Raw genomic sequence first — 24,640 nt, forward strand, 5'->3', positions numbered from 1 at the left:
TTGCATCCCTGAAACTAGGAATCTCCGATTCCGTAGTTGAAGTATCCCTGGAAGGGACAATTCGTCTAAGGGAACAAGTTCCCAAGACTCATGGGTAAGCGAGCACCTCGCAGTCAGCGAGAAGAAATTCCCCTTTTTTTTACCCGAACTTGGTTTCGCCACCCCCCTTGACATCGCTTTGAAAACGGAGCGCATTTCCGGAAAAAACTATCTTTAAATGGAGTGTTTGTCTAAATCCCAAAGGAGCGCAAATGAAGCGGCTGATTCTTATTCTGCTAAGCTTTGCAACAATTCTTTTTGCCGACGATCGGATTCCTCAAATCGATTTTACTTGCGACACTTGCAGCCGTCGTTTTCTGGACAGTTTGAATGTTTACGACCGTCCCGTCATCCGGGTGAACCAAATCGGTTTTCGCCCTTCAGATGCCCACAAGCACGCCTTTGTCGCCAACCCGACGGCCAGTACCTTCAAAGTCATCGACGCTTCAAACGGCATCGCCGTCGCCGAGGGATCGCTCCAGTCGGTCGGAACCTGGCCTCGTCCCAACATCTGGGTGAACGGGGCTTTCAACTCCATCAATTCCGTCTATGAATTCGGTTCGGCGGATTCCCTTTCCAGCAGCACCGAACAGCTCTACACCGCGGATTTTTCCAATCTGACTGCGCCGGGAACCTATTTCCTCGTCGTCGGGCAAGACACCTCGTTTCAATTCATCATCGACGAATACCTGTTCAATGCGGTTTTTGAAACCACTCTGAAATTTTTTGGAATCCAGCGTTGCGGAAACACGCATTCCCAGCTGCACGGTGCCTGCCATGTCAAAGACGGCTCCGCCATCGGGCACGACCTAACCGGAGGCTGGCACGACTGCGGAGACCATTTCAAAGTGAGCCAGACCCTAGGCTATACGGCCATGACCCTCGCCCTTGCCTACAACGTCTATTCGGAACGGGCCGAAGACCATTACGGAGCTTCTTACAACGACACGGTGACAACGGACGGCATTCCCGATATTCTTTGGGAAGCCAAGGTGGGCGTGGACTTTATCTACAAGCTTTACAAGGCTTCCAAGGCCGACGGGCTGATTGAAAAAGGAGACATGTACCATTCCGTGGGAGTCGGCAGCGAAGACCACCAGTTCTGGGACGTTCCCGAGCACCAGGACGCCCAAAGCCCGGCAAAAGGAGGTGCCCCCCGTCCTGTCGCTAAAGGTGCGGGCACGAACGCCGCCGGAATGTATGCCGCCGCAATGGCATTCTTTGCCGTCGGCTGGGAGATGTACGAAACCGACCGCTATTCGGATTCCCTGATCGCCGCCGCCAAGGATATCTACAAAAACATCATCGCACCCAATCCCACTGGGAAAAACACCGACGAGTTGCTCGGTTTTTACACGGGAGGCGGCCCCCTTTACGACGATGCAGCCGCAGCAGCCCTCGCGCTCTGGTATGCGACCAAGGATACGACCTACGCCTTCGACCTTTACAAGAATACCGCCATCAACGACAACGCGGACAATTACCGCTACAATCTTCCCTATTTCCGGGGCGGTTACATGGGGCACCAGAGCGGATTCTATCCGGGCGGCTGGATGACCGACTACGAAAACGTCCACGCCTACGTTCTTTTCGCCTTTGCAAAGCTCATCCTTCCGACGGTCGCCAAAGCGCAGAGCTACGGAATTTCCAGCAGCGAGAGAGACACCCTTCTGACCCGACTTATCGCCACGATGACGCGGCTCACCGACGACGGCACTCAAGGCGACTCGACCGTCAGCACCAATCCCTACGGCAGCTTCACCGTCGTCCCGCCCTACAATCTGGTGTGGACGTCCAGCGACTGGGGATTCAACCGCTACAATATGGGAGCCGCCAACGCCGTATTCATGCTTTACGACATGACCGGGGACGAGCAATACCTCAACGTGGCCTTGGACAATTTCTATTACAACATGGGAGCAAACCCCTGGGGACTTTCCTTCATCATGGGAGCTGGCAGCCGGAACGAAAACCACCCGCACAACCGAGCATCCAATCCGGACGGCTACAACGCTGGCGCACTCCCCTACGAATACCGCTGTCCAAAGGGCGCACTTATGGGAGGCTCCGCGCCGCATAAAACGCTGAAAGACGACTGGAACGATTACACGGCAACGGAAACCTGCATCGACTTCTCTTCGCAATTTGTGATTCCGGGACTCAGCCTTTCCAAAAAAGTTCCCGAAGACGTCGATGGGCCGCTATTTTCCAACATCCAGGGGACGGCGATTTCCGACACTTCGGCCATTGTCAGCTGGTCCACAGACGAACGCGCGATTGTGACCGTGTATTACGGCATTTCGCCGGACGCCGCCAAAGTCGATTCCATCACGGCTATCGCTGGAGTCGGCGGAAGCGTCACCATCAACGGACTCACGCCGGGACAGACGTATTACTTCTACCTTGTCGGGCACGATGTGAAAAAGAATTACACCACCGACGACAACCACGGACAATGGTACAACTGGACCCAAGTCGCCACGGACGCGAACATCTCGGGTGTCACCATTTGTCAAGTCACCAACAACAGCGCCCGCATTTACTGGTGGACGGGCGACAAGGCTCTGAACGGCACGGTGCAATACGGCACAAGCGCATCCACCCTATCCCAATCCCTTGCCGCCGATTCGGGCAAAGCCGTCCGCTTCCACGAAGGATATCTTACCGGACTCGACGCCGGAACGACTTACTACTTCAAAGTCTCTTCGGGAACAGCGACCAGCGATTCCACATACAGCTTTACCACTTCCGCCGAAGCGACAATGGTCGATTTCCGCGTACACGTGAAGCCGGCGAACAAGAACAGCAGTTGCACCGACTGGAAAAGCTGCAACACGTTCTTTGTCATCGTGACCAACAATGATTCCATTCCCTATTCCGACGTGGAACTCCGGTTCTACTTGACCAAGAGCGTCTCGGCAACGGGCTGGGGGCAGCTGGTCAAGGTTTCCTACGACGACATGAGTTCCATGACGCTCTCTTACGGAACCGCGGTTTTTGATGCGACAAGCGGCGGCTACTACCTGCCCGTCCTCTTGAACGGCACCATCGGCGTGTCGAGCAGTTTCCAGTTTGAAATGCAGCTCATCGGGGCTACCTACGGCGACATCGAAGGCTCGTGGTCTCTTCGCCCGCACACAGAAAGCTCGGACCCGGAGCGTTTCGCCGGAATCGACTTGACCAAAGGCCCGCTCTATAAAGGCTCCGAATCGACATTCCTCGAAGACGTGAACGGGCAAAAGGAAATCGCCTACACCAAGAACCCCTATGTGACCATCTATTATCACGGTTCGCACATTTACGGCTATGCTCCCGACTACGATCCCTCTTCCAGCGACCTCACGATTTTCCGCACGCTGACCCTCGACTTCCAATCGCCATTCGTCTCCCCCGCGACTTCCATTGAAGACACCGCGCGCACGGCGACATTCTCCGGGGAAAGCACGGTTTCGCCTTCCGGCTTCCTCGACGATTTCGAAGGCAACGGCGTTTCGTATTTTGCAAACACCGAATATGTGAAAAAATACGACGACTTCATTTTTAGCCTTTCCAAAAACCTCGCTTACGGCAACAACATGATAGACTGGGTGAGCTGGCACAATCACGGGGCGAACAAGAGCGGCAGCTACGACTGCGCCTGCAAAGTGGTCCGCACCAACGCGGAATGGGATTCCATCGTGACTCCCCTTGAAAAACGCTACCTGCTTTTCAATGTGGATACGGCAAAGGCCTACATCGGCAAACGCACCCAAGTGATTGTAACCCTATACGATTCCACCGGCACGCCGATTACCGACGACGATATCACCGTAACTCTTTCTTTGGAAAACGGTTCCGCATTCTTCTACACGAGCGCCACCGCCAACATCGCCACGACCACGCTGACGCTTTCCGCGGGCAAGGCGACCTTCTACGTTTCCAGCGACACGCCTTTGGAAACCTGGCTCTATGCGACAGCGGCCTCGTCCAGCACCAAATACAATTACACTTCGGCAAAGGCTCTCCTGCTGATTGAAGAACTTCCCCCGTGGCCGATTATCGGTTCCGCACAAATGCTCGACTCGGACTGCGACAACATTCCCGACAAGCTCCAGATTATTTTGACCTCCTCTTACCAAGAAGGGCAATCCTTCCAATCGGTTTCGTTCGGCTACCGCGGCGATACAGTTCAAGCGACAGAAGCCTCCATCGACGACAGCCTGCTGACCGTTTCCTTTACCCCGAAAGACAACGCCATCTATGCGAATCCCGAAGGATGGATAACCCTTGAAAGCAATATCTCCGGAAAAACAGAAACCAGCCAGGACATTTACACGGACGGCATTTCGCCGACGGTCCTTTCGCTCTCCGTCTTGGAACGCTCGGAAAGCGCGACTGCCGACAAGATTTACATCCAGTTCTCCGAACCGATTTCCGCTCCGGGAACCTCTTGGCCGCTCGCGCTCTTCGATGCCGACGGCAACCCGCTCAGCACGACCCCCAGCGTAACCAATTCCAAAATTTACAACGAAGAAATGAACGTGTGGGAATGGACGGTTTCCTTTGACGCCAGCGGGAACTCCGTCATTACGGAAGGAATGCGCGGGCAGCTCCTTGCTTCCGCCACGATTACGGACAAATCGGGCAACGGCATTTCGACAGTCTGCGAGCCACCGATCCTGCCGTTCACCCTCAAGATTTTGCCCATCCCCCTCAAATACGCGAGCATCTCGGACGCCGATGGAGACGGCCTAGCCGAACACGTCGTCATGAACTTTGCCTCCCCTGTGGATTCCAAGCACGCGCCGGACAGCATCTCCGTCATTTTTGGAAGCGCCGTTCCCGAAACCCTCTGGACAAGCGCATTGGACTGGTCTCAGGACAGGGCCGAAGCCGTCGCCCAAATGCCTTCGCCATTTAAATTCGGCAACACGAACGGCAACTATTCCGGGCTTTCCTCCAAAGGCGGCGATCTGATCGGGGCGGGACTTTTGACGCAGCACAAAGGCAGCGGAGCCAATTACGAAAAGGATTCCTCCTTGGCCGAAGACCTGACGGGTCCCATCGTCGTCGCCGGCAGCGTTAAAAACGCGGGAACCTTCCTCTCCCTGCTTGTCGAAGCCAGCGAACCCCTCGCCATCGGAGACACCCTGCAAACCCTGATCCAGCGCGAACGCAACGGTCCTATCGGCGTCGCCGCATACCGCTACAATCTAGCCACTTCGTCCTTTACCATGCTCTACGACCAGGATGCGGAAACCGCCGTCCAGGAAGGCGACCGCATCCGCTTTGCGCCAGAGGACGCTAGCGTATTCCTCGACAAAAGCGGAAACAAGCCCTCTCCAGAAAATCCGTGGGCGACCGTTTCCGGTTCGGGGAATCCGCACATCACCTTCCACGTCCGCCCGCACAAGCCCGTATCCGACATCTCTTCGGAAAATGCCGAGAGCTGCGAAAGCGACGCGCCTCCTTTCCGGCTGGTGGTCTTGAACCAGGAAACCCGCAAATGGGATTTCTACGAAAAGAACACCTTCCTTTTCAGTGCCGACACCAACGCCTACATTTTTGAAGGGATGCTCTACGACATCGATATGGGAATTCCCCGCGGCACTTCCGTCGGCACGTCGCCGGCTTGGAAACTGGTCCAGTTCCAATTCGACATTCCGTTCTACACCAATCTCGGTTCTGCCGTAAACCGTTTCAAGCAGGACTTTTCCCTGACGCCCAAATACCTTTCCAGCGACAACAAAGTCGTCATGCGCCTGCAATGGCTGACGCGTTGCACCCAGGGACTGGTTGCGGAACACGGACGCGCGCTAGGAACCGGAGCCTATATCGCCAAAATCGACATCGACGCCAAATTCATTCCGGACGAGACTCTGGGCGAAGACATCGTTCAAAGATTCTCTTCCAAAGACTCCTACACCAAAACGCAGACTTTCGGCATTCGGCGGGTAAAGTGAGCACGGTCTAGGGCAGCGGCATGGATTTTGAATTCGACATCCACTTTCTACATGGGACGATTTCCCTGTTAATCAGCATCGTCCTTTTGCCGATGCTCCTGATCGCCATCCTTTCCAACACATTCGCCAAGCAGCTGCAAAAAAGGCTCGTCTATCTTTTGCTCCTGAACATCCTGTGGAATTCCCTGGCGTTCCTCGAACAGCTGCCCGCTTCGTATATCGCGGATTCCACCCGAATGGTCATTTACATTCTCGGCGTTTTTTGCTGGATCCAATATGGCTACGCGATTTTCTGCATCATCATCGATCTTGCCGGAAACAACCTGCGCCCGGGCTGGAAAACGGTGCAGCGCTTTTTAAACGGCTGGAATCTGCTCGGCATTCTTCTTTGCCTGTTCACCGGATTTTCCGGATATTTCTACACGGGAATCACCCTGAACTGGTACGGTTACACCGCCGAAAATTCCCAATTCGCGAACATCGCCATCCTCCTGTTTTTGGTCCTGCCCGTCGCCCTCGCCGCCATCATCGCCTACCAATCCATTCGCACAAACGCTTACCGCATTTACCGCATCGTATTTTCCATTTGCGCAACTTCCATTATCGCCGGCTTTTTGCTGGATGCGATTTTGCCCGCATTCGGTTTGTTCATTTATGCGGAAAGCGCTTCCATTTTTCTATTCATCATCACCGTCACCCTATTCTTCTCCATTTTCGCCATCAGCAAGACCGAAATGGACTTGCCCAAAATTCTAAACGAAATCGTCCAAAGTTTGGAAAAAGGAGTTCTGATTTTGAATTCCAACGGCAATGTGGAACTCGCCAATCGTGCGGCGTTGCAGATGTTCGGCGTCGGCAGCAAAGCGATTTTGCAAAAACCGATCAGCTACTTTTTTCCATCCATCCTGCCCTTGAACGAAATGCACAACATCCCGGCGATCATTCAAAAGACAAATGTCGCCACATCCGTTTCGGTAAGTCCGCTATATTCCAACAACATCTTTATCGGCTACAGAATCGACCTCGACGACATGCAAAAAAGCCAAGAGAGCAAACAGAAGAACAGCATCCTCGAAAAAGCCTTCCAAGACAATCTCAATTCCATCAACGCCCGCTTCCTCAGCCTTCAAAAGCTCAACCGCAGCCAGAGCCTTTTCCTGCAATCCCTGCTGGACTATCTGCCCATCCGCCTTTGGTCCAAAAAGCAAATCGGTTCCTATTCCCAGCAAAACAAAAAAGATATTCAGGAACGCGGATATAAAATCAGCCAGATAGACGACCCGCCTTTTACCGACCTGGAAAAGCAGGCCCTGCAATCGCCGGGGAAAATCGCCGTCAGAAACGAAACGCACATCGACCCGAACGGAAAAAAGCGCTGGGAAAAGCACATCTGCATTCCCATGTTCGACGAAGCGAACCGCGTGGACGGCATTCTGGGACTCATCGAGGACACCACCGACTTCCACGCCCTCGAAGAAGAAAGAAACCAGCTGAAAGAAAATCTGCTCAAGGCCTCCAATTTTGAAGACATGAGCAACGTCGCAGGTGGGCTCGCGCACGATTTCAACAACATCCTCGCCGTCGTCATCGGATACCGGGATCTCGCCGAGACGACCCTTCCCAAGAACGCCGAAACCGCCAGAGCCGAGCAGTATCTGGAAAAAATGCAGCACTCGCTGAACAACGCGACGGATCTGGTCAAGCGCACTTACGAGCATCTCAAAGCCCGGGAGAGCGACCAAGAAAAAACGTTTGCGCATTTCAACGTCTCCCTCGTATTCGACGAAATCGAAGAATCCCTGCAAGCGACACTCCCGCCCAACATCAAAATCATCAAGAATTCCTCCAGCGACATGACCGCTTACGGCAATCCGACCGACTTCCACCGCGTCATGCTGAACATGGGGAAAAACGCCATTCTCGCCATGAAAGACGGCGGCACGCTGACCTACAGCTGCCAAAAAATCGACATTCCCGAAAAAATCGTCACTGCGTATTCCACGATTCCGGTGGGCAGCTACCTGCTCATCTCCGTCGAAGACACGGGCTCTGGCATGAATCCCGACGTCGTCAAGCACATTTTCACCCCCTATTTCACGACCCGACCACCGGGAGAAGGAATGGGAATCGGGCTCTCGGTTTCTCTCCAGCTCATTAAAGCGGCAAATGCTTACATCGATGTCAAATCAATCATCGGAAAAGGAACTACATTTAAGTTATATTGGCCAATGACCAAAACTACAGAGGATGAAAAACATGGATAAAGTACTCGTCATCGACGACAAAGAAGACATTCGTTCCGTACTGAAAGATATGCTGAACATGTCCGGCTACGAAGTGGATACCGCAGCCGACGGCAAATCGGCCAAAGAACTCTACGACAAAAACGAATACGCCGCTGTCATCACCGACATCATCATGCAGGGGCAGAACGGCTTCGACATCATTCTGGATTTTCGGAACAAGAACCAACTCGACCGCGTGATTGTCATCAGCGGCGGCGGAAGAACCTCTTCCGAAGATTACCTGAGCATCGCCAAGAATTTCGGCGTCACCTCCATCTTCTCCAAGCCGCCCAACTACAAAGATCTCATTGCCAAAGTCGATGAAATCGTCCAGTCCCACAAGCAAGCCTAGATCGCCCCGATGAACGTCCTGTTAGCAGACGCCGACAGGAAAATGCTGGACAGAGTCACCTCGGCCTGGTCCCTTTCCGATGTGTCCCTGTTCACCGTTTCCGATTCTTCGGCACTATTCAACACTATCGATGAGAATCCCATTGATTTCGCATTCATCGATATTTCTTTGCTGCTGCACAAAGACGTGGACGTCATCAGCTTTCTCAAGTCGCACAATCCGGAAGCGGAGGTCGTGCTCCTCTGCACTCCCGCCACCTCCAAAGAAGCGGAAAACGCCATTTCCCATGGGGCAGCCTCCTATCTGCTAAAGCCGGTAGAAGTCCGCACCCTGGAAGATCTCGCCCGAAAATACCGGCAAGGGCTCAGGGATTCCAGCAATTACCGCGAACTCCAGGACCATCTTCTGGAAAATCTTCTGGGCGATTCCGCCGGGATGCAAAAGATTCTGCGGCTCCTCTACAAGGTCTCCCCGACGACGAGTTCCATCCTGATTACCGGCGAATCCGGTTCGGGCAAGGAATTTCTCGCGCGCATCGTGCACCGCCTTTCCAAAAGGGCGAACGCCCCTTTCATTGCCGTCAATTGCAGCGCCATTCCCGAGAACCTGATCGAAAGCGAACTCTTCGGCAGCAAAAAGGGAGCCTTTACCGGAGCGTCGGACAAAAAGGGGCTCTTTGAAGAAGCCAACGGCGGCACCCTCTTTTTAGACGAAATCGGCGAACTCTCGGCGGCGACCCAAGTGAAACTGCTCCGTTTTTTGCAAAGCCACGAAACGCGCCGGGTCGGCGACACCGAAACCCGCTACCTCGACGTGCGCATCCTCGCCGCGACAAATGCGGACCTAGCCCTCGGCATGGCGAACAAGACTTTCCGGGAAGACCTCTACTACCGTCTGAACACCTTCCACATCCACGTCCCGCCGCTCCGGGAACGCCGCGCCACCATTCCCAATCTCGTCAAGTATTTCATTCTCAAATTTGAAAAGGAAGAGTCCAAGGTCATCCACAAAATCGAACCCGCTGCACAGATGGCACTTGCCACCTACAACTATCCCGGAAACGTACGCGAACTCGAAAACATCGTCGAACACGCCGTCATCTTGGCGGAAAACGGGACCATCCGGCTAGAGGACCTGCCCGACGAGCTCAGCCAGGCACCGCTGCAACAGACCAAAGACCTGCTCCCCGCTCCCAAAAATCCGGCGACCTCTTCGGGAGCTTTGACAATACCAACTCCCGTCGCCGCACTGCCCACGCCGCATTTCAACGAAATCCTGACTCTGGACGAAATGGAAAAGCAACACATCTTGCGCGCACTCGACATTTGCAAAGGCAACAAAACCGAAGTCGCCGAAAGACTGGGCATCAGCCGCGCGACCCTCTGGCGCAAACTAAAAGATCACAAAATCGAAATTTGACTTTTGCGGATTACACACAAATTCCTTTCGGAAATAAACGCCGCAGAAAATCCTGGCAAATACAAAAAACGATATGGCGCAGAACGAGCATTCCCATTGCGCCCCGCGCCAAATTCTAGCGTTTCGATTTTAAGCCGCTTCTAGAAGTCCATTTTCAAAAATTTATCGCGACTCATCGTGCAAGCATTAAATCTTTAGTCTCCAGACTTTTCAATTTTTTCCCACAAGCAGCAAACGCTAGCACCCCATGAGCCTGGGATGCTTGCGTCCCTAGGCAAATTGTCCCTTGCAGGGATACTTCAACTACGGAATCAAAGATTCCAAGTTTCAGGGATCCCTTCCAGGGATGCAAAGCTGCGTCGGGTAAGGCTCACGAGAACTTCCAAGTCGTTCGACTAGCCCCCTAATAATCACTAATCACTTCCCGCTACGCTCCTTGAGGCAAGCGGAACGTTTCCTTGCGGAAATAGAACGTCGTATTTTTATCGGTAGAGATTCTTTTTCTCTCACTACTCGTGTTGAAACTAGGAGAAAGCGAAAGACTCTTGCATTTACAGACTAATCGGGAGAAATTTTATATACAAGTTCCTTTTATTTAGTAGGAAAGGAGTCTCTCGCCGAAGGCGGCTGATTAAAGGGAATTATACACACTCCTCCACTAAAACGCGCCATTAAAAATTTTCTTTTTTTTAGGGGGGGGGCAGACGGAAGGGAGAAGGGAAATTCAGAGTTAACGCGTTGCTTCCACGGCTGCGGTTCAGTAATGCCAGCAAATAAGCTTACGACGCAACATTCGCCTTGCACACTTTTACGAAGGTCAGCCCTTCAATCCTAACCCCTAATCACTAATCCCTATCCTCTCACTACTCGTGTTCAAGAAACTAGGAGAAATCGAAAAAGTCCAGAGTTTATAGGCACAGACAAATCGGGTGGAACTTTATATATTAGTTCTTTTTTAAATATGGCCAGATTTAACGAATGTACTCGAGTTCAGGTTCCTGCGGCACTTCATCTGTGCCGTTTGGGCTACACCTATTTTGCCGATTATGGCGAAGGAACTCCGGTTGGTCGGCTAGACAAAAATAACAACGTTCTTACTGATGAGTTCCTTAAAGCACTCGTTCGCTTGAATCCAGAGCGGAAGCTCCATGAACTTGAAATTTTTGTGAAGTATGTACTGAGCAAGCTGGGCAGTGACGATCTTGGTCGTGAATTCTACCAGGTTCTTTCTTCGACTTCTGGAATCAAGCTGATTGACTTTGAAAATCCGGAGAACAATAGCTGGCTTGTCACGACGGAACTTTCTTGTGAAAATCCAGAAACGCACGACAGTTTCCGCCCCGATGTCACTTGCTTTGTAAACGGCTTGCCTTTGGCCTTTATCGAAGTAAAAAAGCCGAATAACGCGGAAGGCGTCGTTGCCGAGCAGAACCGCACGAACCAGAAACGGTTGCCCAATAAAAGTTTCAGGCGTTTTCTGAACATCACGCAGCTGATGATTTTCAGCAACAACCAGGAATACGACAATGCGAATCGTGTTCCTGTTCAGGGCGCGTTTTACGCCTGCATTGGTAAGCAAAAAGCCTTTTTCAACGTATTCCGCGAAGAAGACGAAAAATTTGGTCCCAAGTATCCATACCAGGATGTTTCTGACGAAACAGAAAAACGGATTCTTAAGCATAGGAATTGCGTTTCCCTCAAGAGCCATCCGGATTATGTTACAAATTGCAAGGTGAATACTCCCACGAACCGCATTCTGACTTCGCTACTCGGCAAGGAACGTTTCTTGTTCTTGCTTCGTTATGGCTTTGCCTATGTAGAAAAGACGGTGGAAAAAGACAATGGCGAAAAGATCAAGGTTCTTGAAAAACATGTCATGCGCTACCAGCAACTTTTTGCCTCTTTCGCCATCCGGAAAAAACTGGATGAAGGTGTGAAAAGCGGTATTATTTGGCATACTCAAGGGTCGGGCAAGACGGCTTTGGCCTTTTACTCCGTAAAGAGCCTCACCGATTATTTTGCAAGGAAGTCCATTCCCGCCAAGTTTTATTTCATTGTGGATAGAATTGACTTGATGGAACAGGCTTGCGACGAATTTTCCGCCCGCGGTCTTGTGGTGCAGACAGTTGAAGACCGCGTCCAGCTCATGGCGGACATTAAAAATACGCAACTGGTGAAGAGTGCCGAAGGCAAACTGGAAATCACCGTGGTGAACATCCAGAAATTCGCCGAAGACAAGGCTCCCGTGGATATTTCCGCAGGATACAATACAAATTTGCAGCGGATTTTCTTTATTGACGAAGCGCATCGAGGCTACAATCCCGAAGGTGCTTTCCTTGCGAACCTTTTAAGTGCGGACAAGTACGCGGTAAAGCTTGCGCTTACCGGAACGCCTTTGCTTCGTGCGGAACGGGAATCCTGGCGCGTGTTTGGCGATTACATTCACACCTACTATTACGATAAATCCATTGCTGACGGTTACACCCTCAAGTTGATGCGGGAGCCTATCGAAACCCGCTACAAGGAAACTTTGCAGGGGATTCTTGACGAACTTGAAAATAATTCGGCAAACCAGATTCAAGTCAAAAAGAGCGACATCGATAAGGATGTTATCATTGAACATCCCAAGTATCTGAATGCCTTGCTGGATTATATCATCGACGATTTCACTTCGTTCCGCAAAGAATGCGACGACAAGTCCGTCGGAGCGATGATTGTTTGCAAAACCAACGACCAGGCCCGTAAACTTTTTGAATTATGGAATGAACACTATGATTTTGCCGCCAGCGTTATTGAAAAAAAGAAAGAAGAAATTGCATTGATGGCAGCGGAAAAGCTGATGCATTACAATGCTTCTTTCTTTGAAAAGCCGCTGAAGGCGTCCTTGATTCTCCATGACGAGGGCGACAAGAAAGAACGCAAGGAATACATTGTTGATTACAAAAAGAACATGGCCACAGACTTTTTGATTGTGAACAAGATGTTGCTTACCGGCTTCGATGCGAACCGTTTGAAGAAGTTATATCTTGGTCGCAAGCTCGATGGTCACGATTTGTTGCAGGCGCTGACTCGTGTTAATCGCCCCTACAAGGATTTCAAATACGGCTACGTGGTGGACTTCGTTGACATCAAGGAAAACTTTGATGCCACCAACGACCGCTACCTGCGGGAACTGAATAAGACTACGGAAGATACTGGCTTAGACCTCCCGACTGATCCGGGCCAGGTAATTATTGAAAATCCCGAAGAAGTCAAACAGCAAATTCACGAATTGACGGACTTCTTGTGGAAATTCCCTACGGAGAATTATGAGGAATTTCGCAAAGTTATTGACGATGTGGATGACAAGGAACCGTTGTACCGCCTTCGTAAAATTCTTGAAGATGCCAAGGGCCTGGGCAACAGAATCCGTTCTAGCGGAAACGAGGAATTGCAGGACAAGTATAAGAACATGTTGCCCGGCGGTATCCCTGTATTGCTGCGAGAAGTGGAACGCCGCATTGCGACCATCAACTTCAAGGAAGGCAACGATCACAGCGACGATGTGTCCGGCATGATTAACGCCATTCTCGACAGTCTGGATTTTGAATTCCGCAAGGGCATTTCCGAAGAACTCAAGATAATCATCAACAGCCTCCAGGAAGAAGTCGAAAAGGTTCGTGCCGAGTTTGACGCCAACTTCGACAAGAAAGAAGACAAGTTCGTTAACCTTATTAAAGAATTCAAAAAATACTTCAGGGAACACGGCTATATTCCTAAAGACAAAACCGAAGCCGAAGACAGCATTTTCTACCTGAAAGACGTGATGTCCAAAATCAAGGAAATCAATCGCAAAAACCGCGTGCTGAAGGCCCATTACAAGGACGACGAGCGATTTGTCCGCATCCACAAGCGAATTATAGAAGAAAATGCAAAGCGCGCCCAAGGCGATAAAAAGGAAAAACCTTTACTTTCTAAAGAAGAATTTGAGATTCAGAAGAGCCTTATTGAAATCAAGGAATCCGCTGATGACCTATTTGACAAAAATCCGGGAATCGTGGAGAATGAAGACAAACTTCGCAAAGATATTTTGGGCAGCGTAAGCCACAAGTTCATGGACCTTGATTTAACCGCAAGTCTTGATGACCGTAAATTCATTAGCAATTTGATTTCCAATGAATACATTCGTCAGTATAATAGTTATGGAGCGTAAATGAATACCGAAGAACTGAAAGCCAAAACCATCGCCCTCATCGATTCTCTGAAAAGTACAACGGGCGCGTATGGCCTTGCCAATGGCGGCAACGAATACAAAATTATCACCGAGATATTCCTTTACAAGTTCTTTAACGATAAGTTTGCCTTTGAAGCTAAAAACCAAAAGACGCCTTATAAAAAGCGTTTGAGCAATGCCGAAAAGTGGGATGTTGAATACGATTCCTTTACCGACGAAGAAGTCGAGGATTTGTTCTCTTACATGGGCGGTGGCGTGCCCCTGATCAAGCCGCACCAGACCTTGAGCCATTTGTATAACGCTTCCACACAGGGCGATTTTTCGGGCCTGCTGGATTCCACCTTGGTGGATATCGCCACCTACAACCAGGACCAGTTTTCGGTGGTGACTTCGGGCAAGGCGAAGGTGAACATCTTTGCCGCGGTTACACCATACGTTACCGATATCGGCAAGCGTGATGCCTTTGCCAAGGCGCTGGTGAAGAATATTGCCGAATTCAACTTTGAAGAAGTGTTCCACGAAAAATACGACTTCTTCAGCGGCATTTTTGAATACCTGATTAAGGATTACAACAACGCCGGTGGCGGCAAATACGCCGAATACTTTACACCTCGAGCCATTGCCCAAGTGATGTCTCAACTTTTGGTGAATCCCGAAGTTGAATACAAGGGCGCGACTTGCTACGACCCCAGTGCCGGAACGGGCACGCTCCTGATGGCGCTCGCTCACCAGATTGGCGAAGACCGTTGCTCCATTTACAGCCAAGATATTTCGGACAAGTCCAGCGAAATGCTGCGATTGAATTTGATTTTGAACAACTTGGTGGGGAGCCTCCCTAATGTGGTGCAGGGCAATACTCTTTTGGAACCCGCCCATGTTGAAAAAGACGGAAGCCTCAAGAAGTTTGATTTTGTGGTAAGCAATCCTCCGTTCAAATTGGACTTCCCTGAGTATTCCGACACCCTGGCGGCAGACAGTGTCCGTTTTTGGGCTGGTGTCCCCAACAAGGTGAAAAATGTTGACCCCAAAAAGCCCAAAATGGCCATTTACACCTGCTTTATTCAGCATGTGATTAACTCCATCAAGGCCGATGGCAAGGGCGCAATCGTCATCCCGACGGGTTTTATTACCAGCAAGTCCGGCGTAGAAAAGAAAATTCTGGAACACATTACCGATAAGCACATTGTTAGCGGTGTGGTCAGCATGCCCAGCAACGTGTTTGCAAATACCGGCACCAACGTTTCTGTGCTGTTCTTCGATAAAACACCCAAGAAGGATTCCGACAAAGTTATTCTGATTGACGCCAGCAAACTTGGCGAAGAATACAAGGAAGGCAACAACCAGAAGCGCCGTTTACGCCCCGAAGAAATCGAGAAGATTGTAACCACCTTCCGCAAAAAGAAAACGGTGGAAGATTTCTCTGTTGCGGTAAGTTACAAGGATATTAAGGAAAAGGACTACAGCCTGAGTGCCGGGCAATACTTTGACATCAAAGTGGAATACGTAGAGATTACCCCCGAAGAATTCAAGGCCAAGATAAAGGGCTTTGCCAAGGAACTGGAAACGCTTTCCCAAGAAGGCGTTGAACTGGATAAGCAAATCCTGAAACAACTCGCCAACATGAAATTCGTGGGGAAATGTCCCTAAATGTCCCCAATTGTCCCTAATGCCCCTAATCAAAATGTCCCCAATAAATTGCCATAAGGAACAGCGAAGATGAACATAGAAGAGATCAAAAAGGGCGAAACCGAGACGCTTGAGTTCAAACGGGAATTTCCCTCTAAGGATTCAAAATTGTTGAAGACTATCGTTGCCTTTTCCAATGGCAAAGGTGGCAGGGTCGTGTTTGGCGTTGACGACAAAACGCTTGAAGTTTTTGGAATAGACAACGGCAAGGTTTTTAAGTTCATGGATTCCCTTGCCAATATGATTAGCGATTCCATTCAGCCGCAAATAAATCCGCGTATCACATTTGAAACCATAGAAGACAAAACGATTGTAATCACAGAAATTCTCCCCGGCCAGAACCAGCCGTATTACTTGAAAGCCGAAGGAAGCCTGGATGGCGTTTACATCCGTGTGGCGGCAACCACGCGAAAAGCCGAAAGAGAAAAGATAAAGGAACTGGTCCTTTGGGGTGAAGGAAAATCTTACGACAAACTTTTTGAAAGACACGCTCCCGCAAATGAAAATGCCGTAAAAAATCTTTGCCAGGTTGTTGGCAAATACAGCCAAAAACGCTCCGTGAAACTTGAAAATATGCTTGGGTGGGGCCTCCTCAAAGAAGAAAATGGCAAATTGCTCCCATCTGTTGCGTATCGGTTGCTGGCTGAAAACGATTTGCATTTTGCCCGTATCCAGTGCGGTGTTTTCAAGGGAACGGATAAGGTTTTCTTTTTGGACCGCAAGGAATTTGACGGCCCGATTTACGAACAAATTGAAAACGCCTATAACTTTATTTTGCAGCATATAAATATCGGAGCCGAGATTAAGGGCTTGTATCGGAAGGACATTCCCGAAATTCCTGTTGAAGTAATCCGTGAACTTATTGTAAATGCCGTGATGCACCGGAACTACCTGGCGCATTCGAATATTCAGGTTTGCATCTTCGATGACCGCATTGAAATTACAAACCCGGGTGGACTGTATGGCGGCCTGACCATGGAAAAGATGCTCTCAGGAATTTCCAGTATTCGAAATGAACTGGTTGCGGATGTATTCTTGAAAATGGGAATCGTTGAAAAGTGGGGGACGGGAATAAAGCGAATCAGGGAACTCTGCAAAGAAAGCGGCTTGAATGAAGTCGTTTATTCTGCCGATGAAGAATTCTTTACTGCGACTATCTATAGGACGCGGAAATCAACAAAAAGTTCCCCAAAAAGTTCCCCAAAAAGTTCCCCAAAAAGTTCCCCAAAAAGTTCCCCAAAAGTTCCCCAAAAGATTTCTGACGGGGCTCTAAAAACCTTCGAAGAACTGAAAAAGAACCCCGGAGCCACTTCGGCGGATATCGCTGAAGTCATCGGCTTGACATCAAGAGCGGTAAAGAAACATTTTGCTGTTTTGAAGGAACTTGGACTGATTGAATATGTTGGAGGAAAAAAGAACGGATATTGGATTATCAAGGATGGAGAATAAATTGGAAAATGACCGAATCAAGGAAACGAAAATTAGTTCTCTGTCATTCTGGAGTCTCGAAGAGGCGATAGAATCCATGAAGAGGAAAAACATGCCGCATACGACGCCACACGGATTCGATTTTCCTGACGGAAAATCAAGGAGAATGTATGATAATTAACGAGAACGAAACGGGAAAAATATTAAAGGCTTGTTTTGAGGTCCATAACGAATTAGGCCATGGATTTCTTGAAGCCGTATATCAAGAAGCCTTGGAAGAAGAATTTAAAATGCAAGGCATTCCGTATGAGAGGGAAAAATTGCTCCCGGTCTATTATAAGGGGAAACTGCTGAAAAAAGAATACTATGCGGATTTCATCTGTTATAACAAAATAATCGTTGAGCTAAAATCTGTGAGTGTGTTATCAAAACCGCATAAAGCTCAAGTATTGAATTATTTGAACGCTGCGAAAAAGGATATTGGATTGTTGGTAAATTTTGGCGAGACTTCGTTAAAATGGGAAAGGGTAACGAATTTCAAAAAGGAAAATTAACCAGAAAAATAGATGGTTTTAATAAGGCCTCACGGATTCGATTTTCCTAACGGAAAATTAGGGAGAATGATATTATGATTGTTATTGAAAAGAAAAAGTATCTCAATCAGGAAAACCGTTAGATTTTCCGAATCCGTGTGAAAAAAAATCAGGTGAAGTTGAATATGGAAATGAAGAAGTATAAGCTGGGTGATATTGCTGATATAAATAAACAAACGCTCTCCAAAAAAGATTCGATGGACGTTATTGAGTATTTGGATACGGGCAGTTTAACGGAGAATATCTTCGGGCCAAAACAGGTTCTGTCAAGAAAAGAGGCTCCAAGCCGAGCTCAAAGAAGAGTTTTTGACAAGACGATATTGTATTCTACCGTAAGACCTCGCTTGAAACATTACGGTTTTTTGGAATCCCCAAAGGAAAATACAATTGTATCTACTGGATTTGCGACCATTGATGTAAAGGATGAATTCAAAAACGTAATTGATGCGCGTTATTTGTATTTGTTGCTTATTCAAGATAAAGTAACTGAATATTTGGGAACTATCGCGGATACGGCAGTGTCTGCTTATCCTTCTTTGAATCCATCCGATATTCAGTCGTTGGAGTTTGAATTTCCCGATATGCCGATTCAAAAGAAAGTTGCTTCTTTTCTTTGTAATATTGACAAACGAATTGAAAATCTTCGAGCCCAGAATCGCATATTGGAACAAACCGCCAAAACAATCTACGACTACACCTTCCTCCAATGCGCCGACCACCAAACCACCTACAACAAAACCCTCAACCGGAATATTCCTGCAAATTGGGAAGTGAAGAAACTTGGAGATTTGCTTACGATAAAGAATGGCAAGGATCATAAGCACTTAAAAGATGGTCCTTTTGCTGTTTATGGTTCAGGCGGATTAATGCGCAAGGTTGATTCGTTTTTGTATGATGGTGAAAGTGTGTTGATTCCTCGTAAGGGAACGCTTAATAACGTGATGTATGTTGATGAAAAATTTTGGACTGTTGATACGATGTTTTATTCTGTAATGAATAAACCGTATTACGGGAAATACATTTATTACTCAGTAAGAGATATTGATTTTATGGCACGGAATTCTGGTACAGGAGTTCCGAGCATGACTTCAGGATATCTAAACACAATTTCGATAATGTTGCCAGACTCTCAAACTTTAGAGACTTTCAACAATCAGGTAACGCCCTTGTTTAAAAAAGTGCAACTAAACACCAAACAAATCGAAACCTTAACCACCCAACGCAACACCCTCCTCCCGCTCCTCATGACCGGCCAAGTGGAAGTCTGCTAAAATGCATTTAAAATTGTAAAAAAATAATTGAAATTAAAATGACCAGCCAAGAATTTGCAAAAGAACACATCGAGACCATGCTCAAAGATAGCCTGGCCATGTTTACAAATCATCCAACAAAAAAGAATCTTACCGAAAAATACAATAGTGATAAATCGCTTGCAGAGAGTTATCATGGACGAGAACTTCTAGAATTGGTTCAAAATGCGGACGATGCTTATGTTGGTGTTGAAACAGCTCAAAAACTCCAAAATGATGTACTTATTGAATATAGGGGTATATGTATTACGGATATCTAATAAGGGTGCGGCTTTTGATAAAGATTCTGTAGAAAGATTGAGCCAAGGCAATGTTAGCGGAAAGGGCTTGCAATATATCGGTAACAAGGGGATAGGATTCCGTTCGATTTTAAATTGGGCGCAAGAACTAAAAATTTTTTCTGGAGACTATTCTTTTGGTTTTTCAAAAAAATTTGCGGCAGAACAGTTGGAATATCTCAAAGCCAATTTTCAAAACATTCGCGACGAAATAAACGCAAAGCCTCAAATAACATTCCCTATTCTTTGGGCTCCGTACTGGGTTGAAAATAGATTAGAACCTCATTACGATACAACCATAGAAATAGTAATTGATCCTGACACGCAAAATGACGAATGGAATGTGAAAAATCAAATTGAGGAGTTTGATTTTAATGTTTTGCTTTTTTTGCAGAACATAACGAAAATCTCTATAAAAACCAATTCGGATTTTTACGGGTTCAAAAGAGAATCAACAAAAGAAAATGGTTTAAAAAAGGTTCGTCTCAAAAAAATTGACTACAAAAACAATGGCGCCGTTGTAGAGGAACGATCCTTCTATAATTTCAAACGAGACGATGAAAAAATAGTGCATAAAGGTATTGATGCTCTTCTTAAAATATCAGTTGCAATACCTTGTGACTTCAATCCATTTGAGTGTTGTCTCTATACATTTTTCCCGATAAGAAATGAGAAAAGTCCGGTTTCTGCACTTCTTCACGCGACCTTCTTGCTAGAGCAAAATAGAAGTACCATTCAGAACGACCAACTGAATACAACAATTTTTGAAAAACTGATGGATTTCTATGTACAAGTTGTTACAGAAAATTTCACTAAGAAAAAATATGGAAATACTGTAGCAAAACTTTTGACTCCGAATGGTGTTGCATGGAAAATCTGGTCTGTTCAGCAGCAGTACAAAACTTTATGTTCAAGAAAACTATCATTGTTGAATGTCAACGGGGAGTTTATTACAATTGACAGATGCCCTCGCATTTACAATTCTTTCCCTTCCTTTTTTAAAGGAACTCAGTTTGGATTACTATGCAAGGCCATTGATGATAAAAGAGTTTCAAATTTTCTAGAAGAATTGATTGGTAAAGACAACAAATTTTCTTCGAAAGATATCAAAGACATTATTGACAGCGTTTCAGAGCAATGGGATAGCCGTCAAAGAATAGAATGCTTCAGATGGTGGCTGAACCATTTCAAAGAGACGTATTATATTCCAAAAATCATAAAGGACCAGGATGGGTGCTGGATTACGTCCACCAATAAGCAAATATTTTTCCCTCCTTCTGAAGATTTGACGTCTATTCCCAAATGGCACAACGTTCTTATACTAAATAGAGATGATTCAATTGAAATTGAAAAATTATATAGGGAAACAGAAGGAAAAGAGGATAAAAGAGAAGTCATCAATTACTTGACCAGTCTCAAAATATTCACCTTCAGAGAATACAGCGCCGATTCGCTAATCATCCCATTAAAAACTGCCATTGACAACGATTATGAAAGAGCAGTTGAATTTATCCGTTGGGTCCGTCAGAATGACAAAATTGATGGTTTAACAGATTCTGATGAAATCTTCCCATGTGTTGATAAGAATGTCCGTTGCGCAAGAGATATCTTTCTTGGGAAAGCATACGAGAACAACTCCTTCATTCCTTTTCTTGAAGCTGCGGGGAAGATGGAATTATGTGAACCTTCAATATTGTTCTTTGATGGAGAAAACAAGGAAAAGAACGGTTTAATGCTTTTTTTGAAGCGATTCAAGTTTGCCAAGGAGCCTGAAATAATTCAAGAGAATTTATATTGTTCTTCAACTTCAAAGGATTGTGAAAAGAAATACTTCGAATATGGGAGGCTCCAGTTATATAAATCGACAAATGCCGAAGGAAATGCAGAAGAAAGAGTTCTTAGTGCAGTATCCACAATAACAATTGCGAAAATATACGATATCTTAGAGAAAATTCCAACAGTAGAAATCTTAAGGTGGATTTGTGGCAAGAAAGATAATTCTGGGGAAATAATTCGACACCTTTTAGTTCCCGAAGAAAGAGTAACAATTTATTACAAACCAACTTCCAAAAAACTTAACGATAGAACGCTAGATGTTACAGCAAAAAATTTTCTTTGGTATGTCTTTTCTTTTACGCCATGGATTTCTCTTGGCCAAAGTAAGAAAAAGTATGCACCATCGGAATGCAAATTTGCATCAAGAAACCCTTTAGAGACGGTCTGTTTATCCGAAGTTATCACTGACGAATATTTGAAAAATATTTGTAAAGAAATAGACTTTGATGAAAATACATTAAAGTATCTTTTCGAGAGTCTAGGATGCAATTCGAGTTATTTGAATCTTTCTCCAAAGAGTTTCTATAATCTGCTTCTTAAACTTCCATCATTGGAAAACATCTCAGAAAGCGTCAAATTTTCACATTCCATTTATAGTAACTGCATTCAAACCCTAAGTAGGGATAAATCCTATGTAGAAAAATACAGAAATAGCCAGGAAGGAGAAAATTTTAAACAAACGGGCATGCTTTTATGTAAAAATGATTCTTCCTACAAGCCTGTCAAAGATATTTTCTTCAGCGGTTCTTCTGTTTTGAACCCATTACGAAAATTTCTATTTGATGTCAATCTGAAAAATGGTGATATAAACTCCATTACTGAAATATTCAAAATTTCACCTTATAATTTGGATTGGGAAAAAAATATAGAACCATCAGACGAAGATATTTCTGATTTAGACTCTGACTTTCAGTCGGAATGGCAAAAATATGTGCCTTTTGTTTTGAGCCTTTTAGTAGACTCTCTGCAGAATACCATGATTCCAAGATTCAGAAATCTACAACTTAATTTGGTTTCGAAATTAAGAGATGAACAAGGAAATATAGTTGAATTGGAAGAAGGCGAATATCATCTATTGGAGGGAGAAAACAAGCATTTTTACATCTATGTTGGGAATGGCAAACTAAACAAATATTCTTTATCCGTCGCCATAGGCGATCTCCTTCAAAAGGTTCTCAATACAGAAAATAGCGAGCGAATAAATCTATACTCGGAGTTATTCCGAAGTGACGATGATACTCGAAATGGATTAATTCAACAGCATGGATATATTGACTCCTTGGAGGATTGCAGGTTGAAATTTTTTGCCTCTAACTCCGAAGGTAATGTTATCCTAAAATTCCTTCAGCAAAAAAATTGCAATGTTGCTAACATTGGTAAAATTCTTGATCGTCTCTTTGCTGGAATTAAAATAAGTATTCCCGAACAAGATAAACTGTTCCATTTTCTAAAGGAAAACAATCTTGATGTTTCTGACTTAAAATCTGTACTTGACCAGCAAAACATTACTGTTGTTGACTATAACAAGAAACAATTGAAACAAAAATTTGAAGAAAGTGGAACAAGAAACCTGTTTGAATGGGCGTTGTGGATTACTTGCGAGAATGCTGATGAAGAAGCAAAACTTCAGTTCCGCAATAATAAAGAAAATCTTGTTGACCTTGTTTCAAAAGCGGATGTAGAAAATTCTGTTTCATTTGATGCAGAATTGGCTATAAAACATATCTTTGAAGAAAAATTTGGTTATACAATAGATGAATTTGACTTCAGTAAAAAGGAGTCAACCGGTTGCGAAAATGTTGATGGTATATATCAAAAGAATCGCGGTAGAATATCAATAAATACCACTGTGAATGTAGAGCCCTTTTTTGAAAATCCAATAATCAAGAGCCTTTTGTATTTTGATGTAGAAAATGTTCAAGACAGATTCAATAAATGGCTTGAAGAAGAGGCCAAAAGAAAACAAGGTGCTCCTGCTTATATATCTATTCCCGCGAATATTTCCGTCAATTATGATAATACTTTGGAAGGCTCTGATCCGCATTTTTCAAGTAGCGGTAGCAAATCGTCTAATAAGAATCTACATAAACCGTCAACTCCTAATAACAGCAATCTACAGAACCAAGGTGATGAAGCGGAAAAACTGGTCGTGACTGAATTGCGGAAAAATAACATTCCTGATATAAGGAAAATATTCGATAATCAAGAATTTAAAGTAGAGTGGAAATCTAAAGCCGCAGAAAGAATTGAAGAAACAGATGGAGATGACAAACTTGGTTACGATATCCTTCTTAGAGGGAAAAATGGAAAACTTTTGTATATCGATGTTAAGAGTCATGAAGAAAATGATTGCAGTTTTATGATGTCAGCGAATGAAATTAACTTTGCTAAAGAGCATCTTGCCAATGAAAAGGATGAATATAGGATTATTTATGTCGGTAATTTTAAAATAGATGACCCCAAAATGAATCCCTCTATAAATGTCCTTCCCAAAAATTTTTTAGACAGCGCGGAATTCGCAATGGAATATCAGAATGTTAGAATTTATCTAAAGAAAGATTAACCCTCCTCCCTACCTTGTTCAATGAAGAAAGAGACTATGCCATCAGAAGGACGTTCGCAATCCCAAGTTTTTGACTTTCTGGGAAGGCTTCTTTATGTATGCAATTCCATAGAGTTGAAATTACGTTGGATGCATAAGCACGCTGGCGGTATTTGGGTCGGGAAAACATCAAAAGAACTTTTGAATGCGGTCAAGAAGAGTGTCGAGCAACAGCAGAAAGATGATAAGCGTTCGCTGGGATTTGTTGGTGCCGAAATGCTTGATGCCATTTATACGCCCCGCAGCAATAAAGATTTTAAAGATGCCGAAAAGCAAGGATTATTCGTCTTTAAAACAGACTATAAAATTGAGGGCAAGGGAAGGCTTCTCCGCGCAAAATCAAAGTTTGCAAAATTTATCGATGCTCGTAATTATTTAGTTGACCCTTAAAAAGTCACTTCGCGAGCGCAGGATAAGGAGGTTCGCCATTTTTATTCACCCCTTCCCGGCAAAGGAAGCAACAGTATAGCCATTCCAACAGAACAAAAAAGCGCCTCATGACCCTCTTGAAGTTGAACGCTGCCGCTGCAAGCTTTGCGTTGAGCATATCTCCAAAGATTCCCTTGTAGAAGTTGCGACCCATGCGGTGGTCGCTCTTCAAGTGACCATTGATTGGTTCGATGCCAGCCCTCTTGCAAAAAAGCTTGTGAGCCTTTT

At 46.2% G+C, this 24,640-nt stretch carries 12 protein-coding genes and 1 pseudogene; 12 read left to right on the forward strand and 1 reads right to left on the reverse strand.

Annotation, left to right across the window (positions count from 1 at the left end):
* Positions 1–251 precede the first annotated feature (251 nt).
* The 12 genes from B5D40_RS11590 (at position 252) to B5D40_RS11645 (ending at position 24,373) form a co-directional block, all read left to right on the forward strand.
* Positions 252–5,981 carry a glycoside hydrolase family 9 protein gene (locus B5D40_RS11590; RefSeq protein WP_078777029.1) on the forward strand — a complete coding sequence of 1,910 codons (5,730 nt, stop codon included), beginning with the start codon at positions 252–254 and terminating at the stop codon, positions 5,979–5,981.
* Between the two features lie 20 nt (positions 5,982–6,001).
* Entirely contained in the window at positions 6,002–8,245 is a 2,244-nt protein-coding gene (locus B5D40_RS11595; RefSeq protein ID WP_078777030.1) for an ATP-binding protein, read from the forward strand.
* The gene (locus B5D40_RS11600; protein ID WP_158222114.1) at positions 8,238–8,618 is read left to right on the forward strand and encodes a response regulator; all 381 of its coding nucleotides are present in this window, start codon (positions 8,238–8,240) and stop codon (positions 8,616–8,618) included. Before B5D40_RS11595 ends, B5D40_RS11600 begins: the two co-directional genes overlap by 8 nt.
* A 9-nt stretch (positions 8,619–8,627) precedes the next feature.
* Positions 8,628–10,037: a sigma-54-dependent transcriptional regulator gene (locus tag B5D40_RS11605; protein WP_078777032.1), complete on the forward strand. Its 1,410-nt coding sequence runs from the start codon at positions 8,628–8,630 to the stop codon at positions 10,035–10,037.
* Between the two features lie 961 nt (positions 10,038–10,998).
* Complete coding sequence (locus tag B5D40_RS11610; protein WP_078777033.1) at positions 10,999–14,229, forward strand: type I restriction endonuclease; 3,231 nt, start codon at positions 10,999–11,001, stop codon at positions 14,227–14,229.
* Positions 14,230–15,897 carry an N-6 DNA methylase gene (locus B5D40_RS11615; RefSeq protein WP_078777034.1) on the forward strand — a complete coding sequence of 556 codons (1,668 nt, stop codon included), beginning with the start codon at positions 14,230–14,232 and terminating at the stop codon, positions 15,895–15,897.
* 69 nt (positions 15,898–15,966) lie between these two features.
* A complete protein-coding gene (locus tag B5D40_RS11620) occupies positions 15,967–17,385 on the forward strand; it encodes an AlbA family DNA-binding domain-containing protein (protein WP_078777035.1) in 1,419 nt (472 codons plus the stop codon).
* A 149-nt stretch (positions 17,386–17,534) separates the two neighbouring features.
* Positions 17,535–17,918: a GxxExxY protein gene (locus B5D40_RS11625; protein ID WP_078777036.1), complete on the forward strand. Its 384-nt coding sequence runs from the start codon at positions 17,535–17,537 to the stop codon at positions 17,916–17,918.
* A gap of 137 nt (positions 17,919–18,055) precedes the next feature.
* Complete coding sequence (locus B5D40_RS15710; protein ID WP_158222115.1) at positions 18,056–19,228, forward strand: restriction endonuclease subunit S; 1,173 nt, start codon at positions 18,056–18,058, stop codon at positions 19,226–19,228.
* Between the two features lie 38 nt (positions 19,229–19,266).
* Entirely contained in the window at positions 19,267–19,527 is a 261-nt protein-coding gene (locus B5D40_RS15380) for a hypothetical protein (protein WP_143394403.1), read from the forward strand.
* Entirely contained in the window at positions 19,481–23,944 is a 4,464-nt protein-coding gene (locus B5D40_RS11640) for a protein NO VEIN domain-containing protein (protein ID WP_158222116.1), read from the forward strand. Before B5D40_RS15380 ends, B5D40_RS11640 begins: the two co-directional genes overlap by 47 nt.
* Before the next feature lie 36 nt (positions 23,945–23,980).
* Positions 23,981–24,373: a hypothetical protein gene (locus B5D40_RS11645; protein ID WP_144319693.1), complete on the forward strand. Its 393-nt coding sequence runs from the start codon at positions 23,981–23,983 to the stop codon at positions 24,371–24,373.
* A gap of 4 nt (positions 24,374–24,377) precedes the next feature.
* Here the strand turns inward: B5D40_RS11645 and B5D40_RS16530 are convergent.
* Positions 24,378–24,640 (reverse strand): annotated as a pseudogene (locus B5D40_RS16530) (hypothetical protein); the annotation flags it as partial.

Origin of the sequence: Fibrobacter intestinalis, from assembly GCF_900167415.1 — a bacterium.
In the GTDB taxonomy this organism is placed as follows: domain Bacteria; phylum Fibrobacterota; class Fibrobacteria; order Fibrobacterales; family Fibrobacteraceae; genus Hallerella; species Hallerella intestinalis.